14 protein-coding genes are annotated in these 15,650 nt (G+C 72.9%); 8 read left to right on the forward strand and 6 right to left on the reverse strand.

The window, feature by feature from the left end; translation table 11 throughout:
• Positions 1-19: 19 nt before the first annotated feature.
• Positions 20-745: a RelA/SpoT domain-containing protein gene (locus AC29IT_RS06540; protein ID WP_488218141.1), complete on the forward strand. Its 726-nt coding sequence runs from the start codon at positions 20-22 to the stop codon at positions 743-745.
• The gene (locus AC29IT_RS06545; RefSeq protein WP_358445014.1) at positions 742-1,017 is read left to right on the forward strand and encodes a hypothetical protein; all 276 of its coding nucleotides are present in this window, start codon (positions 742-744) and stop codon (positions 1,015-1,017) included. Before AC29IT_RS06540 ends, AC29IT_RS06545 begins: the two co-directional genes overlap by 4 nt.
• Before the next feature lie 64 nt (positions 1,018-1,081).
• Here AC29IT_RS06545 and AC29IT_RS06550 read toward each other — a convergent pair whose 3' ends face one another.
• Both AC29IT_RS06550 and AC29IT_RS06555 read right to left on the reverse strand, forming a co-directional pair.
• Positions 1,082-2,302, reverse strand: coding sequence for an acyl-CoA dehydrogenase family protein (locus tag AC29IT_RS06550; protein WP_358445011.1), 1,221 nt, complete (start codon positions 2,300-2,302; stop codon positions 1,082-1,084).
• Positions 2,303-2,465: 163 nt separating this feature from the next.
• On the reverse strand, positions 2,466-3,017 hold the full coding sequence (locus AC29IT_RS06555; RefSeq protein ID WP_488218142.1) for an SCP2 sterol-binding domain-containing protein: 552 nt from the start codon (positions 3,015-3,017) through the stop codon (positions 2,466-2,468).
• A 169-nt stretch (positions 3,018-3,186) separates the two neighbouring features.
• Here AC29IT_RS06555 and AC29IT_RS06560 point away from each other — a divergent pair, with 169 nt between their 5' ends.
• The gene (locus AC29IT_RS06560; RefSeq protein WP_358445006.1) at positions 3,187-3,879 is read left to right on the forward strand and encodes a TetR/AcrR family transcriptional regulator; all 693 of its coding nucleotides are present in this window, start codon (positions 3,187-3,189) and stop codon (positions 3,877-3,879) included.
• Between the two features lie 88 nt (positions 3,880-3,967).
• Here the strand turns inward: AC29IT_RS06560 and AC29IT_RS06565 are convergent, their stop codons facing one another.
• Together AC29IT_RS06565 and AC29IT_RS06570 are read right to left on the reverse strand one after the other, a co-directional pair.
• Positions 3,968-4,804 (reverse strand): MaoC family dehydratase, encoded by an 837-nt coding sequence (locus AC29IT_RS06565; protein ID WP_358445003.1) that lies wholly within the window; start codon positions 4,802-4,804, stop codon positions 3,968-3,970.
• On the reverse strand, positions 4,801-6,138 hold the full coding sequence (locus AC29IT_RS06570) for a 3-oxoacyl-ACP reductase (RefSeq protein WP_488218143.1): 1,338 nt from the start codon (positions 6,136-6,138) through the stop codon (positions 4,801-4,803). Before AC29IT_RS06570 ends, AC29IT_RS06565 begins: the two co-directional genes overlap by 4 nt.
• A 214-nt stretch (positions 6,139-6,352) precedes the next feature.
• On the opposite strand from AC29IT_RS06570, the gene AC29IT_RS06575 reads away from it, so the two are divergent.
• Positions 6,353-7,630, forward strand: a complete 1,278-nt coding sequence (locus tag AC29IT_RS06575) for an acetyl-CoA C-acetyltransferase (protein ID WP_358444998.1) — start codon at positions 6,353-6,355, stop codon at positions 7,628-7,630.
• Positions 7,631-7,748: 118 nt separating this feature from the next.
• On the opposite strand, the gene AC29IT_RS06580 is transcribed toward AC29IT_RS06575, so the two are convergent.
• A complete protein-coding gene (locus AC29IT_RS06580) occupies positions 7,749-8,519 on the reverse strand; it encodes a cytochrome c oxidase assembly protein (protein WP_488218144.1) in 771 nt (256 codons plus the stop codon).
• Complete coding sequence (locus AC29IT_RS06585) at positions 8,516-9,307, reverse strand: DUF2243 domain-containing protein (RefSeq protein ID WP_488218145.1); 792 nt, start codon at positions 9,305-9,307, stop codon at positions 8,516-8,518. The genes AC29IT_RS06580 and AC29IT_RS06585 overlap by 4 nt, the downstream gene beginning before the upstream one ends.
• A 103-nt stretch (positions 9,308-9,410) precedes the next feature.
• Between AC29IT_RS06585 and AC29IT_RS06590 the strand changes: the two genes are divergently transcribed.
• The 4 genes from AC29IT_RS06590 to AC29IT_RS06605 all read left to right on the forward strand — a co-directional run bounded on the left by AC29IT_RS06590 (position 9,411) and on the right by AC29IT_RS06605 (position 15,532).
• Positions 9,411-9,977 carry a hypothetical protein gene (locus AC29IT_RS06590; protein ID WP_488218146.1) on the forward strand — a complete coding sequence of 189 codons (567 nt, stop codon included), beginning with the start codon at positions 9,411-9,413 and terminating at the stop codon, positions 9,975-9,977.
• Positions 9,978-10,612: 635 nt separating this feature from the next.
• Entirely contained in the window at positions 10,613-12,514 is a 1,902-nt protein-coding gene (locus tag AC29IT_RS06595) for an NHL domain-containing thioredoxin family protein (protein WP_488218147.1), read from the forward strand.
• 50 nt (positions 12,515-12,564) lie between these two features.
• Entirely contained in the window at positions 12,565-12,885 is a 321-nt protein-coding gene (locus tag AC29IT_RS06600; RefSeq protein ID WP_224960526.1) for a GroES family chaperonin, read from the forward strand.
• Positions 12,886-13,033: 148 nt separating this feature from the next.
• A complete protein-coding gene (locus AC29IT_RS06605; RefSeq protein ID WP_488218148.1) occupies positions 13,034-15,532 on the forward strand; it encodes a VanW family protein in 2,499 nt (832 codons plus the stop codon).
• Positions 15,533-15,650 lie beyond the last annotated feature (118 nt).

Genomic DNA, 15,650 nt, shown 5'->3' on the forward strand with positions numbered 1-15,650 from the left:
CACTCCTAGTATTCAATCGATGACCGACCGTGATGATCTGCCGTCCAAGAACCGGTTGAACGTGATCGGCAAACGCATCCGCAAGCGAGCACGCGCCGAAGCGCTCGCCCTGGACGGCGAGTTCGCTGCCGAGGACGAACGGATCGTCCGGCAGTGGCGGGCCCTGCACTCGGACTGCTTGACGACGACCAGGAACGGGCTGGGAGTCCACGTGATGCGAGTACTGCGCCGCGACTCGACCGCACAGCTCGTGACGCAACGGCTCAAGCGCTACCACAGCATCGTGGCCAAGCTCGTCCGGGACAAACCGCGGCTGAGCGAAATCCAGGACATCGCGGGATGCCGAGCGGTGCTGCCGTCTCCACTGCTGGTTCGCGAGGTCGTCGACCGCATCGGGACGGCGCGCAAGCTGACGGTCGAGGAAGTGCGCGATTACGAAGCGACCCCGCACTCCGGCGGATACCGCGCAGTGCACGTGCGGTGCCGCCGGGGTGATTTCAAGGTCGAGATCCAGCTGCGCACCGATCGTCAGCAGCAGTGGGCCGAGCTGGTCGAAGAATGGGACACGACGCTGGGGACTGACATCAAGCACGAATCGGCACCGGCCCCGGCCATCAGGTACTTCCGCCAGCTGCGTGAGCACTTTCATCAGATCGACCAAGACCAGGCAGTACCGGACAGAGCTATGCTGCTGGACGCGGCCGCGGATGTTCGGCGTTGGCTCACCGAGGAGGCGTTCGCATGACCGGTAACGACACCTGGTTCCTGCTCGTTCGCTACCCGCGCACCGGAACCACAGAAGTTCAGACCTTCGACGACGCGCTGGTGGCGGCCCAGGCCTACAGCGAGACGGAGGCACACCTGGAGTGCGGCCGGGAAGAGGCGGACGCGGTGCTGGTGGGCGCGCCGAGCCGTGAAGTGGTCGAGGAGCGGTACCCCAGCTACTTCCTCCACGCCACGTCGGTGCGGGCCAAGATCGAGCACTTGCTCGGCAGCATGCCCGCCCTCCCCGCATAGATCGGACCGGAACGGCCGAAGCCCCTGGCACCGTCGGTGCCAGGGGCTTCGGCGGACCACCGGATCACTGGATGTGGCGGCCGGAGATGGCTCGGGAGACGACGAGCTGCTGGATCTGCTCGGTGCCCTCGAAGATGTCGTAGATCTTCGCGTCGCGGTGCAGGCGCTCCACCGGGAACTCGCGGGTGTAGCCGTTGCCGCCGAGGATCTGGATGGCGCGCTCGGTCGCCCAGGTGGCGACGCGGCCGGCCTTGAGCTTGGACATGGAGCCCTCGCCCGCGGTGAACGGCTCGTCGTTGCGGCCCATCCACGCCGCGCGCCACACCAGCAGCCGCGCCGCGTCGATCTCCATGCGCATGTCGGCGAGGGTGAACGCGATCGACTGGTTGTCGATGATCGGGCGGCCGAAGGTCTCGCGCTCCTTGGCGTACTCCAGCGCGTGCTCGTAGGCGGCGCGGGCGATGCCGAGGGCCTGCGCGCCGACGGTGGGGCGGGAGAGCTCGAAGGTCTTCATCGCAGCTTGGCCACCGCTCTTCGAGCCCTTGCCGCCTTCGCGGGCGCGGGCGAGCTTCTCGTCCAGCTTCTCCTTGCCGCCGAGCAGGCAGCTGCCGGGGACCCGCACGTCGTCCAGGAACACGTCCGCGGTGTGCGAGGCGCGCAGCCCGTGCTTCTTGATCTTGCTGGGAGCTTCCAGGCCCTTGGTGCCGGGCGGGATGATGAACGCGGCCTGCCCGCGGGAACCGAGCGAGGAGTCCACGACCGCCTGCACGACGTGCACGTTCGCGATGCCGCCGTTGGTGGCCCACGCCTTCTGGCCGTTGAGCACCCACTCGTCGGTGGCCTCGTCGTAGACGGCGCGGGTGCGCATCGCCGAGACGTCGGAGCCCGCGGCGGGCTCGGAGGAGCAGAACGCGCCGACCTTCGGGTCGTTCTCGTCGCCGTAGCACTGCGGTACCCACTCGGCCATCTGGTCCGGGGTGCCCGCGGCGAAGATGCCCGCGACCGCCAGCGTGGTGCCGAAGATCGCCATGCCGATGCCGCCGTCGCCCCAGAACAGCTCTTCGTTGGCGATGGGCAGCGACAGGCCGGTGTCGTCGGCCCAGAACGTCGCGATGGTCTCGAAGCCGTACAGGCCGACCTTCGCGGCCTCCTGGATTATCGGCCAGGGGGTCTCTTCCCGCTCGTCCCACTCCGCCGCGGCCGGGCGGATGACCTTCTCGGAGAAGCCGTGCACCCAATCGCGCAGGTCGCGGTGTTCCTCGCTCAGTTCCAGGGAGAAGCTCATCGAATTCCTTCGGTTCGTGGCGGAGTGCGTGGTGTGGAACGGGGTGCGGAGCGTTCCGGTTCCCGAGCGTTCAGGTTCTCAGAAGTGGCGGGGCGGAGCGGGCGCCCGCGGCCGGAGACCCCCCGATCGCCGAGGCCCCGATCGCCGAGATCCCGGGCGCCGATCAGGCCTTGGGGATCTGGAAGAGCTTGGTGAGGCCTGCGGCGAATCCGACGTCGCCCGCGACCTTCAACTTGCCGGTCATGAACTGCACCGGGGCGGAGGCGTTGCCGGAGACCAGCTTCAGGAACTCCACCGGCGTGATCATGATCGTGACCCGCGGGTCGTCGTGCTGCGGTTCCTTGTTCACCGTGCAGGTCCCACCGGAGAGCACCGACTCGTAGCGCACGGTGTCCTGCTCGTCGGTGCCGATGCGCCAGCGCACCACGGCTTCGGTGGAGCGGGCCTTGTCCGACTTGTAGTGCTCGCTCATACGGCGGAACACCTCGTCGAGCACCTGCACGCGCAGTTCGGGGCGGGCCATGACCGCTTCCACCTGCTTGGCCGAGGCGCGCGAGATCAGCTTGGCGAACTGCTCCGGGCGGAGTTCGCTGAGGTCCGCCGCACCGCCGGAGGCGTGCTCGGAGGCCGCGGCCAGCAGCGCGACGAACTCGTCTTCGCCGATCTTCTTCGGGTCGACCTCGGCGAGCGCGGCGACCGGATCCGTGTTGGACATGTGACCTCCCCTTACCTACTGACAAGTAATACTACGCGCGAGTAGGTTAGGCGGGCAAGGCATCCCGCTGATCGTTCTGCTCTAGCCTCTCCGGCAGATCAGGACCAGCCGAGCCACGCCGCGGACCCGGCCCCGCAACACCGCCCGCGGCGGGAAAACAGGAGGTGGGATGCGGCCCGACCCGGACGATCACGAGGCGAGCCCACGACCCCGCAGCAGGCGGCTACCGCGGTCGGTGCGCGAACGGCAGATCCTCGACGCCGCCGTCGAGGTCTACGCGGCACGCGGCTTCCACCTCGCGTCCATGGACGAGATCTCCGAAGTCGCAGGCATCTCCAAACCGATGATCTACGCCTACCTCGGTTCCAAGGAAGAGCTGTTCGTGGCGTGCATCCAGCGGGAGGCCACCCGGCTCATCGAAGCCATCAGCACCGCCGTGGACCCCGAGGTCGGCCCCGACGAGCAGCTCTGGCGGGGTCTGCGGGTCTTCTTCGACTACGTGCAGCGGAACCGGGCCAGCTGGGTGCTGCTGCACCGGCAGGCACCCGCGGGCGGCGAACCGTTCGCCGCCGAGTTCGGGCAGTGGCGGGAGCGGGCGATGGTCCTCATCGCCTCCCTGCTGGCCCGCGCCACCGAGGGGGCGGCGCAGCCGATGCAGCCGCAGCAGATGGAACCGTTCGCGGCCTCGCTGGTCGGCGCCGCCGAATCGCTGCTCGACTGGTGGGTGGAGCACCCGGAGCACACCGCGGACGGGCTGGCGATGCGGTTGATGAACCTCGCGTGGATGGGGTTCGGCGACCTCGTCGAAGGACGTTCCTGGTCGCCCGGCGGCGACGCGTCGGGCTGCACCGCGTTCGACTGAAGCGGCGCGGTGGTGGCGGTCGAGCCACCACCACCGCCCGCACCCGGGTTCCCGCGCGCACGCGAACCCGGCCCCGCCTTCCCGCAGGTCAGTGCAGCCGCCCCACCAGGTGCGGCTTGCCGGAACGGGAGTGCACCGCGAACGTCCCGGCGTCCCGATGCGCGGTGAACTCCACCGTCGAGGGCAGCAGCAGCGGCTTCACGAAGTCCACGTCGACCGCGTACGAGTCCGGCAGCCTGCCCTCCAGCGCCGCCAGCGCCCGCGCCTTCGTCCACATGCCGTGCGCGATGGCGCGCGGGAAGCCGAACGCCTTCGCCGTCAGCGCGCGCAGGTGGATCGGGTTCTTGTCCCCGGACACCTCCGCGTAGCGGCGGCCCTGGTCGGCGGGCACCCGCCAGCGGGCGGTGGCCGAACCCGGCTCGACCTCGGCGGCCCGCTCGGCCCGCGGCGCCGACTCGTCCGGCTTGCCGCGGCGCAGGTAGGTGCTGGTCTCCCGCCACACCACCTCGCCCTCGACGCTGGTCTCGGTGACCACGTCGAGCTGCCTGCCCTTCGGGTGCGGGCGCAGGTCCGCCACCCGCACCCGCTGGGTGAGCACGTCGGTGACCAGGAGCGGCCGGTGCACGGTGATGCTGTTCGCCACGTGCACCAGCCCCACCAGCGGGAACGGGAAGCCCGGATCGGTCATCAGCCGCACCGACAACCCGAACGAGAGCACGTGCGGGTAGGTCGCGGGCAGCACGTCGCGCAGCCCGAACCCGCAGACCCGGCCGTACTCGGCCAGGTGCTCGGGGTCGACGGTGATGTCGCGGCGCACGTACTCGGTCGTCGGCAGCTCCCCGCCGCGGCGCAGCGGCCCGGTGGCGGCGGCCTTGAGGTACAGCGCGGAGAGGTTCGGCGGCGCGTCGATCTCGGTGCTCATCACGCCCCCAGCAGGCTCTGGCCGCAGACCCGCACGACGTTGCCGTTGACCCCGGAGGAGGCCGGGCTGGCGTACCAGGCGATGGTCTCGGCGACGTCCACCGGCAGCCCGCCCTGCGAGAGGCTGCTCATCCGGCGGCCGGCCTCGCGGATGAACAGCGGGACGGCCGCGGTCATCTTCGTCTCGATGAAGCCGGGCGCGACGGCGTTGATGGTGGCGCCGCGGCGGGCCGCCACCGGGGCCAGCGCCTGCACCAGGCCGATCACGCCCGCCTTCGAGGCCGCGTAGTTCGCCTGGCCCACGTTGCCCGCGATGCCGCTGATGGAGGCGACGCCGATCAGCCTGCCGCCCTCGCGCAGCGGGGAGCCCTCGGCGAGCAGCGCCTCGTTGATGCGCTCCTGCGCGGTCAGGTTCACCGCGATCACCGAGTCCCAGCGCGCGTCGTCCATCCGCCCGAGGGTCTTGTCCCGGGTGATGCCCGCGTTGTGCACGACCACGTCGAGCCCGCCGTGGCGTTCGGCGAAGTGCTCGGCGATGCGCTGCGGCGCGTCCTCCGCGGTGATGTCCAGCTGCAGGGTGGAGCCGCCGATGCGGTTGGCGACCTTGGCGAGGTCGGCGCCCTGGGCGGGGATGTCGAGGCAGACGACGTGCGCGCCGTCGCGGGCGAGGGTCTCGGCGATGGACTCGCCGATGCCGCGGGAGGCGCCGGTGACCAGGGCGACCTTGTCGCGCAGCGGCTTCTCCCGGTCGACCTGCGGGGCGTCGGCGCGGCCGACCCGGATGACCTGGGCGGAGACGAACGCGGACTTGGCCGACAGCAGGAAGCTCAGCGTGGAGTCGAGGGACTGCTCGGCACCTTCGGAGGCGTACACGAGCTGGGCGGTGGCGCCGCGCTTGAGCTCCTTGCCGACGGTGCGCACGAAGCCTTCGAGGGCGCGCTGCGCGACGCGCTCGCCCGCGCCGGTGGTCTCCTCCGGCGGGGTGCCGAGCACGATGACGCGGCCGCAGGTGCCGACCTGGCGGATCACCGGGCTGAAGAACGCGCGCAGCTGGGCGAGCTGGGCGCTGGAGGTGATGCCGGTGGCGTCGAAGACGAGCGCCGCGTAGCGGGCGTCGTCGGCCGCCTCGGTGCGGACCTCGGCGCCGACGGACTTCAGCGTGCCCGCGACGGCCTCGCCGAGCCGCGATCCCGCGGCGGCGCCGGTGAGCACCGGCCCGTCCACGACCGGGTCGCCGGGCCGGTACCTGCGGAGCGGGGTGGGCGTGGGCAGGCCGATGCGCTTGGCGATCGTTCGACCGAACCCGGTCGAGGTGAACTGCTGGTACCGGTCGGACATGCGCACTCCCGTGAGCGGGTGGTCGGTGGACTGGGCGGGCGGCCCGCGCGCCGGGCGCGGCGGGCGCTCGGGTGGGTGCGGGCTCGACGTCTAACCTACCCGCGGGTAGGTTAGAACGTCAGCGGGGCCCGCACCAGAGCTCCCGCCCACCGATCCGGTGATCAGCACCAGTCGAACCCCACGGACCGCCGGTCCCGTCCCGAAGGAGTCCCGCATGCCCACCACTCGACGCGTCGCGATCGTCGGCGGCAACCGGATCCCCTTCGCCCGATCCGGCGGGCCGTACACGCAGGCGTCCAACCAGGACATGCTCACCGCCGCGCTGGACGGGCTGCTCGCCCGCTTCGGGCTGCAGGGCGAGCTCGTCGGCGAGTTCGTCGCGGGCGCGGTGCTCAAGCACAGCCGCGACTTCAACCTCGCCCGCGAATCCGTCCTCGGTTCCCGGCTCGACCCGCGCACCCCCGCGCACGACGTGCAGATGGCCTGCGCGACCGGGCTGGAGGCCGTCACCTCGGTCGCCAACAAGATCGCCCTCGGGCAGCTCGACTCCGGCATCGCCGGTGGCGTGGACAGCGCCAGCGACGCGCCCATCGCGGTCAACGACGACCTCCGCCGGGTGCTGCTCGCCGCGAACCACGCCAAGAGCACCGGTGGCAAGATCAAGGCGCTGACCGGGGTGCGGCCGCAGCACGTGGTGCCGGACATCCCGGAGAACTCCGAACCGCGCACCGGCCTGTCCATGGGCGAGCACGCCGCCCGCACCGCGCTGGACTGGCAGGTCGGCCGCGAAGACCAGGACGAACTCGCCGCGCGCAGCCACCAGCGGCTCGCCGCCGCCTACGACCGCGGCTTCTTCGACGACCTGCTCACCCCGTTCCAGGGCCTCACCCGGGACCAGAACCTGCGGCCGGACAGCAGCGCCGAGAAGCTCGCCAAGCTCAAGCCGGTGTTCGGCAAGGGCGAGGGCGCCACCATGACCGCGGGCAACTCCACGCCGCTCAGCGACGGCGCCGCCGTGGTGCTGCTGGCCAGCGAGGAGTGGGCCGAGGCGCACAAGCTGCCGGTGCTGGCCTACCTCAGCGACATCGTGCCCGCGGGCGTGGACCACGTCAGCGGGGACGAAGGCCTGCTGATGGCTCCCGCGTACGCGGTGCCGAAGCTGCTGGAGCGCAACGGGATCGGGCTCGGCGACTTCGACTTCTACGAGATCCACGAGGCGTTCGCCTCGCAGGTGCTGGCGACGCTGAAGTCGTGGCAGGACCCGGACTTCTGCAAGGACCGGCTGGGCCTGGACGCGCCGCTCGGCGACATCGACCCGGCGAAGCTGAACGTGAACGGTTCCTCGCTGGCCGCCGGGCACCCGTTCGCCGCCACCGGCGGCCGCATCGTCGCCACCCTGGCGAAGCTGCTGGCCGAACGCGGTTCCGGCCGCGGCCTGATCTCGGTCTGCGCGGCGGGCGGGCAAGGCGTCACCGCCATCGTCGAACGCTGATCGGGCGGTGCGGGGCCCGCCCGGGGGGGGGGGGGGGGCGCCCCCCCCCCCCCCCCCCCGCGGGGGGGGGCGGGGGGCGGGGGGGGCGGGGGGGGCCCCCCCCCCCCCCCCCCCCGCGCTACGCCGCCCGCCGCGCGCGCGTCCGCTCGGGCTGCCAGGTCGCGACCAGGACGGCGGCGAGCAGGAGCTGGGCGACGTCCCCGGCGTAGTACAGGAGCTCCGCGCCACCGCGCACCTCGACGGCGGGACCCTGCACCGCCGTCCACCCGCCGTACATCAGCTGCGCGATGATCGCGTGCACCGCGATGGCGCAGCCCAGGAACACCAGCCGGGCGCGCACCGGCGGCCGGTCCGGCGCCGGGTCCGGACCAGCGATGACGTGCACGAACAGGTAGCCGGCCAGCAGGAAGTGCGCGAACAGCAGCCAGTGCCCGACCGGGTGCTCGCCCACCTCGTGCAGCGGGGTCGTGTACAGCAGCACCAGACCACCCGCGGACAGCAGCAGTGCGACCTCGGGCCGGTTCAGCACCCGCACCGGCCCGCTGCGCAGCACCGCAGTCAGCCGCCGGCCGAACCACGGCGGAGCGGTGCGCAGCAGCAATGTCACCGGGGCGCCCAGCGCCAGCCCGAGCGGGGCGTACATGCCGATCAGCAGGTGCTGCACCACGTTCCCGCGGAAGTCCCCGCCTGCGAAGCTCGCGACCGGCGGCAGCAGCGCCACCGCCAGCACCCCGAGACCGGCGGCGAAGCAGGCGGTGCGCCACCGGCACCAGCCGCGCCCCGGGTTGCGGCGGCGGGCCAGCCCGGCCAGCCGGAGGTACCCGGCACCGACCAGCGCCAGCGCGAGCACGGACGGCAGCGCACCGGCCGCGTGCACGTCGTGGCTCATCGAGCACCACCACCGCCCTGCGCGCCGTCCTGCGCGCCGCCGCGCTGCGCACCGGTGCCGCGCGCACCACTTCCGTGCGCACCACCGCGCCGCACGCCACCGCGCCGCGTGCCGCCGCGCCGCGCACGACCGCCTCGCGCACGACCACACCGCGGGCCGCCGCGCCGCGCGCCAGTGCCGCGCGCACCGTTTCCGTACGCGCCACCGCGCTGCGCACCACTTCCTGGCGCACGACCGCGCTGCGCACCACTGCCACGCACACCACTGTCACCACCGCGCTGCGCGCCACCGCGCTGCGCGCCACCGCGCTGCGCACGACCGCCTTGCGCGCCGCCGCCCCGCTGCAGCAGGTATCCGGCCACGACCAGCAGCGCGCCGAGGGCGAGGAAGCCCAGGTCCCACCACGCCCGGCCGGGCCCGCCGCGGACGTGGTGGACGCCCAGCAGGTGGTGGTCCAGCACGCCCTCGACCAGGTCGAACGAACCCCAGCCGACGAGGACCCAGCCCCACAGCACCCGCGAGCCCCACACCCGGCGCCGCCTGCGGGTGACCCGCGAGTGCAGCAGCGCCAGTCCGCCCAGCACCGCGAGCCAGCAGGCCGCGTGCAGCACCGCGTCCCGCGCCGTGTTCATCTCCGAACCGGGCCCGCCCGGCGCGCGGTGCCAGCGCAGCAGCCGGTACAGCAGGAAGCCGTCGACGAATCCGCCGAGCCCGATCCCGAGCACGACTCCCGGTAACCGGAACGGCCCGGGTCCGGTGTCCGCCTCGGCATCGCGCGCACTCCCCATCCCCATGTCATCCCCCAGTCGCCGATCCTTCCCGGCGGTGTTCCCCGGCCGGCGGGGCGCGCAACCGCGCGTGGCGACGGCGGGCGCGGGTAGCCGACCTGGCATGGGCAAGAGCAGTGCGGACTACGAGCGCGACTACACGGACCCCGGGCTGCGGGAGCGGTTGAAGGAGGAGCTGAAGGCCTCCGGCGACGGCGGCGCTCCCGGGCAGTGGTCGGCGCGCAAGAGCCAGCTCCTCGCGCAGCGGTACGAGCGGCACGGCGGCGGCTACCGGCATCCGGGGCGGCGCACCCGCGCGCAGCGGGACCTGGAGCGGTGGACCGACGAGCGCTGGCAGACCGAGTCGGGCTCGGCGCAGGCCCGCCACGACGGCACCACCGAGCGGTACCTGCCGGCGGACGCCTGGGCGGAGCTGTCACCGCGCGAGCGCCGCGAGACCCGGCGCGCCAAGCGGGCGGCGTCCCGCCGGGGCGAGCAGTTCGCCGCGAACCCGCCCGCCGCCCGGTCCGCCCGCAGGTCCGCCGAGCTCGACGAGCTCCCCGCCCGGGAGGCCGCGCGGCGCGCCCGCGACCTGCCCCCGCGCGAGGCGGCGGCCGCCGCGCGGCACGAGCGCGCCCACCGGGCTCGCAAGACGGTGCTGCGCGAGCTCGACCGGGCGGGCCGCCGCTAGGTCGTTCCGCGGTAGGTCGTTCCGCGGTGGGTCGTGTCCGCGCTGTCCGCGCTAGGTCGTGTCCGCGCTGGGGCGTGTGGTGGTCGTGTCCGCGGCGGGCTGTTCCTCGCCGGGCCGTTCATGCGGTGGGGCGTCTCGCCGGGCCGTTCCCGCGATGCCGTCCCGCGGTGGGTGATCTCGCGCCCGTTCCCGCGGCGCCGTCCCGCGCTGGGTGATCTCGCGCCCGTTCCCGCGGCGCCGTCCCGCGCTGGGCGGTCTTGCGCGCCCGGTTCCCCGCCGGACCGTTCCCGCGTCGGCGCGGATGTCGCGAGCCACCGCGAAACGCGGCCGCGGTGACCGTCCGCGCTGGTCAAACCGGTTCCGGCACCGACATGGGTGGTTCCGGCACCACCCACATTCGCGTGACATGACTCACACCCGAGTCGGTGTGTAACAACGCCGGGGGTGCCGCCGATATGGATGGTGACCCCGCGGTGCTGTCGGACCCCCGACCTGGCAGCACCGCGGGGCTTTCCAATTCCCGGGCCCAGCGCCCCGGCGAACCTCTCCTCCCGAACGCTCCCGGCGCGGTCCGCGCACCGGAGATCAAGCGCGCAGGAGCTCCCGGAATTCCCCACCCGCACCCGCCTCCCACCATGTGGACGCGGGAACAGCGTCCCGGCGGACTGTTGTTGACTCCGCACGTGAGCACCGCGTCGCACCTCCGCACCCGCGTCCGCGCGCCCGAGCTGACCGGGCGGCAGTGGCTGAACACCGGCGGCCGGGAGGTCCTCCTCTCCGACCTGCGCGGCAAGATCGTGCTGCTGGACTTCTGGACGTTCTGCTGCATCAACTGCCTGCACGTCATCGACGAACTCCGCCCGTTGGAGCAGGAGTTCGCCGACGAGCTCGTCACCGTCGGGGTGCACTCGCCGAAGTTCGAGCACGAAGCCGACCCGGACGCGCTGCTCGCCGCCGTCGAGCGCTACTCGGTGCACCACCCGGTGCTCGACGACCCGGAGCTGTCGACCTGGCAGAACTACGCCGTCAAGGCGTGGCCGACGCTGGCCGTGGTCGACCCCGAGGGCTACCTCGTGCACGTCGCCGCCGGTGAGGGCCACGTGGACGCGCTGCGCAGCGTGCTGCGCGAACTCGTCGCCGAGCACGACGCCAAGGGCACCCTGCACCGCGGCGACGGCCCCTACGTGCCGCCGGAACCCGCCGCCACCGAGCTGCGCTTCCCCGCGAAGATCGCCGCCGGCCCGGGCACCGTGCTGGTCTCGGACTCCGCGAACCACTCGCTGGTCGAGTTCGACCGCGACGGCGAGACGGTGCTGCGCCGCATCGGCAGCGGCGAGCGCGGCGCCCGCGACGGCGGCCCCGACGAGGCCTCCTTCGCCGAACCCGCCGGGATCGCGGTGCTGCCCGAGGCGGTCGCCGCCGAAGCCGGCTACGACCTGGTCGTCGCCGACACGGTGAACCACCTGCTGCGCGGCGTGCGGCTCGCCGACGGGCACGTCACGACCATCGCGGGCACCGGCGAGCAGTGGCGCGACGGCGCGGACGGGGGCCCGGGGACGGACACCCCGCTGACCAGCCCGTGGGACGTCGCCTGGTGGGAACCGGCGGGCGGCGTCGTCATCGCGATGGCGGGCAACCACACGCTCGGGCTGTTCGACCCGCACACCGGGCGGGTCCGCCGCTTCGCGGGCACCACCGTGGAGGGCCTGCGCGACGGGGACGCGGCCGAGGCGTTCTTCGCCCAGCCCTCCGGCCTCGCCGACGGCGGCGACCGGTTGTGGCTCGCCGACTCGGAGACCTCCGCGCTGCGCTGGGTCGAACCGGACGGCACCGGGTTCCGGGTCCGGACCGCGATCGGCACCGGGCTGTTCGACTTCGGGCACGCCGACGGGCCCGCGGACCGCGCGCTGCTGCAGCACCCGCTGGGGGTGGCGGTGCTGCCCGACGGGTCGGTCGCCGTCTGCGACACCTACAACGGCGCCCTCCGACGTTACGATCCGGCATCGAACGAGGTCGGCACGCTCGCCACCCACCTCGCCGAACCGTCCGGTGCGGCCGTGGTCGACGGGGAGCTGGTGGTGGTGGCCTCCGCCGCACACCGGCTGGAGCGGCCGGTGCCGCCCGGTGTCACCGCGAAACTCGTCGAAGGCGCATCGCAGCAGGTCACCCGCCCCGCCACCGAGATCGGCGGCGGCGAGGTGCAGCTCGCCGTGGTGTTCACCCCGCCGCCGGGCAGCAAGCTCGACGACCGCTACGGGCCCTCCACCCGGCTGGAGATCACCTCGACCCCGCCGGAACTGCTGGTCGAAGGCGCAGGCACCGGAACCGACCTGGAACGGCGGCTGGTGCTCGCCGACGGCATCGAGCACGGCGTGCTGCACGTCGTCGCGCAGGCCGCCAGCTGCACCGACGACCCCGCCGTCGAACACCCCACCTGCAACCTGACCAGGCAGGACTGGGGAGTGCCGGTGCGCGTTGCGCCGGGTGGCCCACAGCGGCTGCCGCTGGTGCTGGGCGGGATGGACGCAGGCGCCTGAGCGGCCCCCTGCGCGGCGGGCGCGTCGGGGCGGGCACGTAAACTTTTCGGGTGACCGATGCCAAGCTCGAGATCCAGATGCTGCATGACCGGGTCATGGTGCGGGTCTCTGCGGAATCCGGCGAACGCCGCAGCAGCGGCGGCATCGTGATTCCGGCGACCGCCCAGGTGGCCAAGCGGCTGCTCTGGGGCGAGGTCTTCGGGGTGGGCAGCCACGTGCGGGCCGTGAAGGTCGGCGACCAGGTGCTGTTCAACCCCGAGGAGCAGTTCGAGGTCGAAGTGCAGGGCCAGCCCTACCTGGTGATGCGGGAGCGCGACCTGCACGCCGTGGCCAGCGAGCAGATCGAACAGGGCACCGGCCTGTACCTGTGAGCCACTGATCCACCGCGAGCCGCGACCGGCACCCCTCCCAGGTGCCGCCGCTGTCGGGGTGAGGCGGGCAAGGCGTCCTTGACGGACGGCCCCGGCGCCTGTTCGCTGATGTACCCCACCGCACGACCGAACCGATGAAGGGGAAGCGGTGCCGGAAAACTACGACGTCTCATCCGGGGACGATCCGAACCGGAAACCGGCGGGCGATGCCCCCGGACCGGCGGAGCGGCCCGGCGCATCGGGCGGGTCCGCCGCGGACGCCACGCGGCCGAGCACCCCGGTCCCAGGAGCACCGGCGGAGTCCGCCGCGGAGCGGACCGCGCAGATCTCCGCGGAGCAGCTCGCCGCGGCCGGATCCGCATCGGCCCAGTCCGGATCGGCGCAGTCCGGATCGGCGCAGTCCGCATCGGCCCAGTCCGGATCGGCGCAGTCCGGGTCAGCTCAGCCCGGATCAGCCCAGTCCACGTCGACGAGCTCGACGGCGGAGTCGGCTCGGTCCGGTAGCTCGGCGGACGCCGTCGACCCGGCCGAGCGCGGCACCCGCCCGCTGTCCCAGCAGGCGGCCGCCGACGGCACGCAGCGCCTCGGCCAGGAGCCGCCGGAGGACGACGCCGAGCGCACCCAGACCATCCCGAAGGTCCCCGCCGAGAGCGGCGGCACCTACGCCTCGCCCACGGACTTCCTCGGCGCCCCCGGTTTCCTCGGCTCGTCCGAGACGACGAGCGTGCACCCGGCGGTGAGCGGCCAGGAGCCGACGGTGCAGGCCGCGGGCGGCTCGTTCGCCCCGCCGCCCACCCAGCAGATCTCGTACCCCGAGGTCGACTCGGAGCGCACCCAGAACATCCCGAAGGTCCCCGTCGACGCGAACTCGCCGTCGGCCGCCGGATTCGCGGGCGGGATCGGCGGCGGCTTCGCCGAGGACCCGCCGGAGCAGAGCGGCCCCAAGGACCGCCGCAAGCTGATCCGCGGCGGCATCGTGGCCGGGATCGCCGCCGGTGTCCTGCTGCTGCTCTACGTGGGCGACCTGACGTTCAGCAGCGGCACCGTGCCGCGCGGCACCACCGTCGCCGACGTGCACGTCGGGGGCCTCACCCCGGCCGCGGCGGAGCGCAAGCTGCGCGAGGAGCTCGGCCCGAACCTGCAGCAGCCGGTGCAGCTGCAGGCCGGGGACGCCACCGCCACCATCTCCCCGGAGCAGTCCGGGCTGACGATGGACTGGCCGGCCACCATCGAGCAGGCCGGGTCGCAGCCGCTGAACCCGTTCACCCGGATCGCCTCGCTGTTCACCAGCCGCGAGATCTCCCCGGTCAGCCACGGCGACGAGCAGCAGGTCGTGGCCGCGCTGGAGCAGGTCAAGCCGCGCCTGGAGCGCCCGGCCTCCGAAGGCACCATCAAGTTCGAGGGCACCACCCCGGTCGCGGTCGAGCCGGTCACCGGTCGTTCGGTGGACGTGCAGGTCGCCGCCGACCAGGTGATGGCCGACTGGGCGAAGGGCGGCGCGGTCCAGGTGCCGTTCACCGAGCAGGCGGTGCGCACCACCTCCGACGGCGTGCACCAGGCGCTGCGGAACGTGGCCGAGCCCGCGGTGTCCGGCCCGATCGCGATCAAGGGCGAGGGCCACGACGCCGCGCTCGCGCCGGAGACGGTCGCCGCCGCGCTGCGCTTCGAGTCGGACGGCAAGGGCGGGCTCCGCTCGCACCTCGACCTGCCGACGGTGATCGGCGGGGTCGAGCCGCAGCTGCTCGACACGATGAAGCCGGCCAAGGACGCCGAAGTGGCCCTCGAAGGCGGCCGCCCCGTGGTGCGCCCCTCGCTGGAGGGCCGCGGTGTGAACTGGGACAAGAGCTTCGAGAAGCTGCTGGACGTGGCCCGCAAGAAGCAGGACCGCACGCTGCAGGCCGTCTACGAGCAGCAGCCGCCCGCGTTCAGCACCGACCAGGCCAACGGCCTCGGCATCAAGGAAGTCATCAGCGAGTTCCAGACCGGCGGCTTCGAAACGGCCTCCGGGGTGAACATCCGGCGCACCGCCGAGCAGGTCAACGGCGCGGTGATCAAGCCGGGCGAGACGTTCAGCCTCAACGGCCACACCGGTCCGCGCGGCACCGCGCAGGGCTACGTGGAGTCCGGGATCATCGAGGACGGCCGTCCGGCGAAGGCGGTCGGCGGCGGCATCTCGCAGTTCGCGACCACGCTGTTCAACGCCTCGTACTTCGCGGGCGTGCAGGACGTGGAGCACAAGGAGCACAGCTACTACATCAGCCGCTACCCGGCGGGCCGCGAGGCCACGGTGTTCCAGAACCCGGACGGCAGCAGCGTCATCGACGTGAAGTTCAAGAACACCCTCGACAGCGGCATCATGATCACCACGGAGTGGACGCCGTCGTCGATCACGGTGAAGTTCTGGGGCACCAAGCAGTACGACGTGGGTTCCGAGACCGGTCCGCGCACCAACGAGAAGCCCCCGCACGAGAAGATCGTGCCGCCGGGCGAGCCGTGCAGCCCCAGCAAGGGCAACGGCGGCTTCACCGTCACCGACACCCGCACGTTGACCGACGTGCGCAACGGGAACGTGAAGAAGGAGAAGCCGAGCAAGACGGTCTACAACCCGCAGCCGATCATCCACTGCGGCGCACCGCCGGCCCCCTGATCGCAGCACCGACGAGGCCCCTCCCGGTTCCGGGAGGGGCCTCGTCCGCGTTCGGAGGCATCGATCGCGCCGCGGCCGGGCACCCGGCGGGGGAACGACGAACCCGACACTGGGAGCC

It is taken from the genome of Saccharopolyspora sp. MMCC62 (assembly GCF_057736575.1).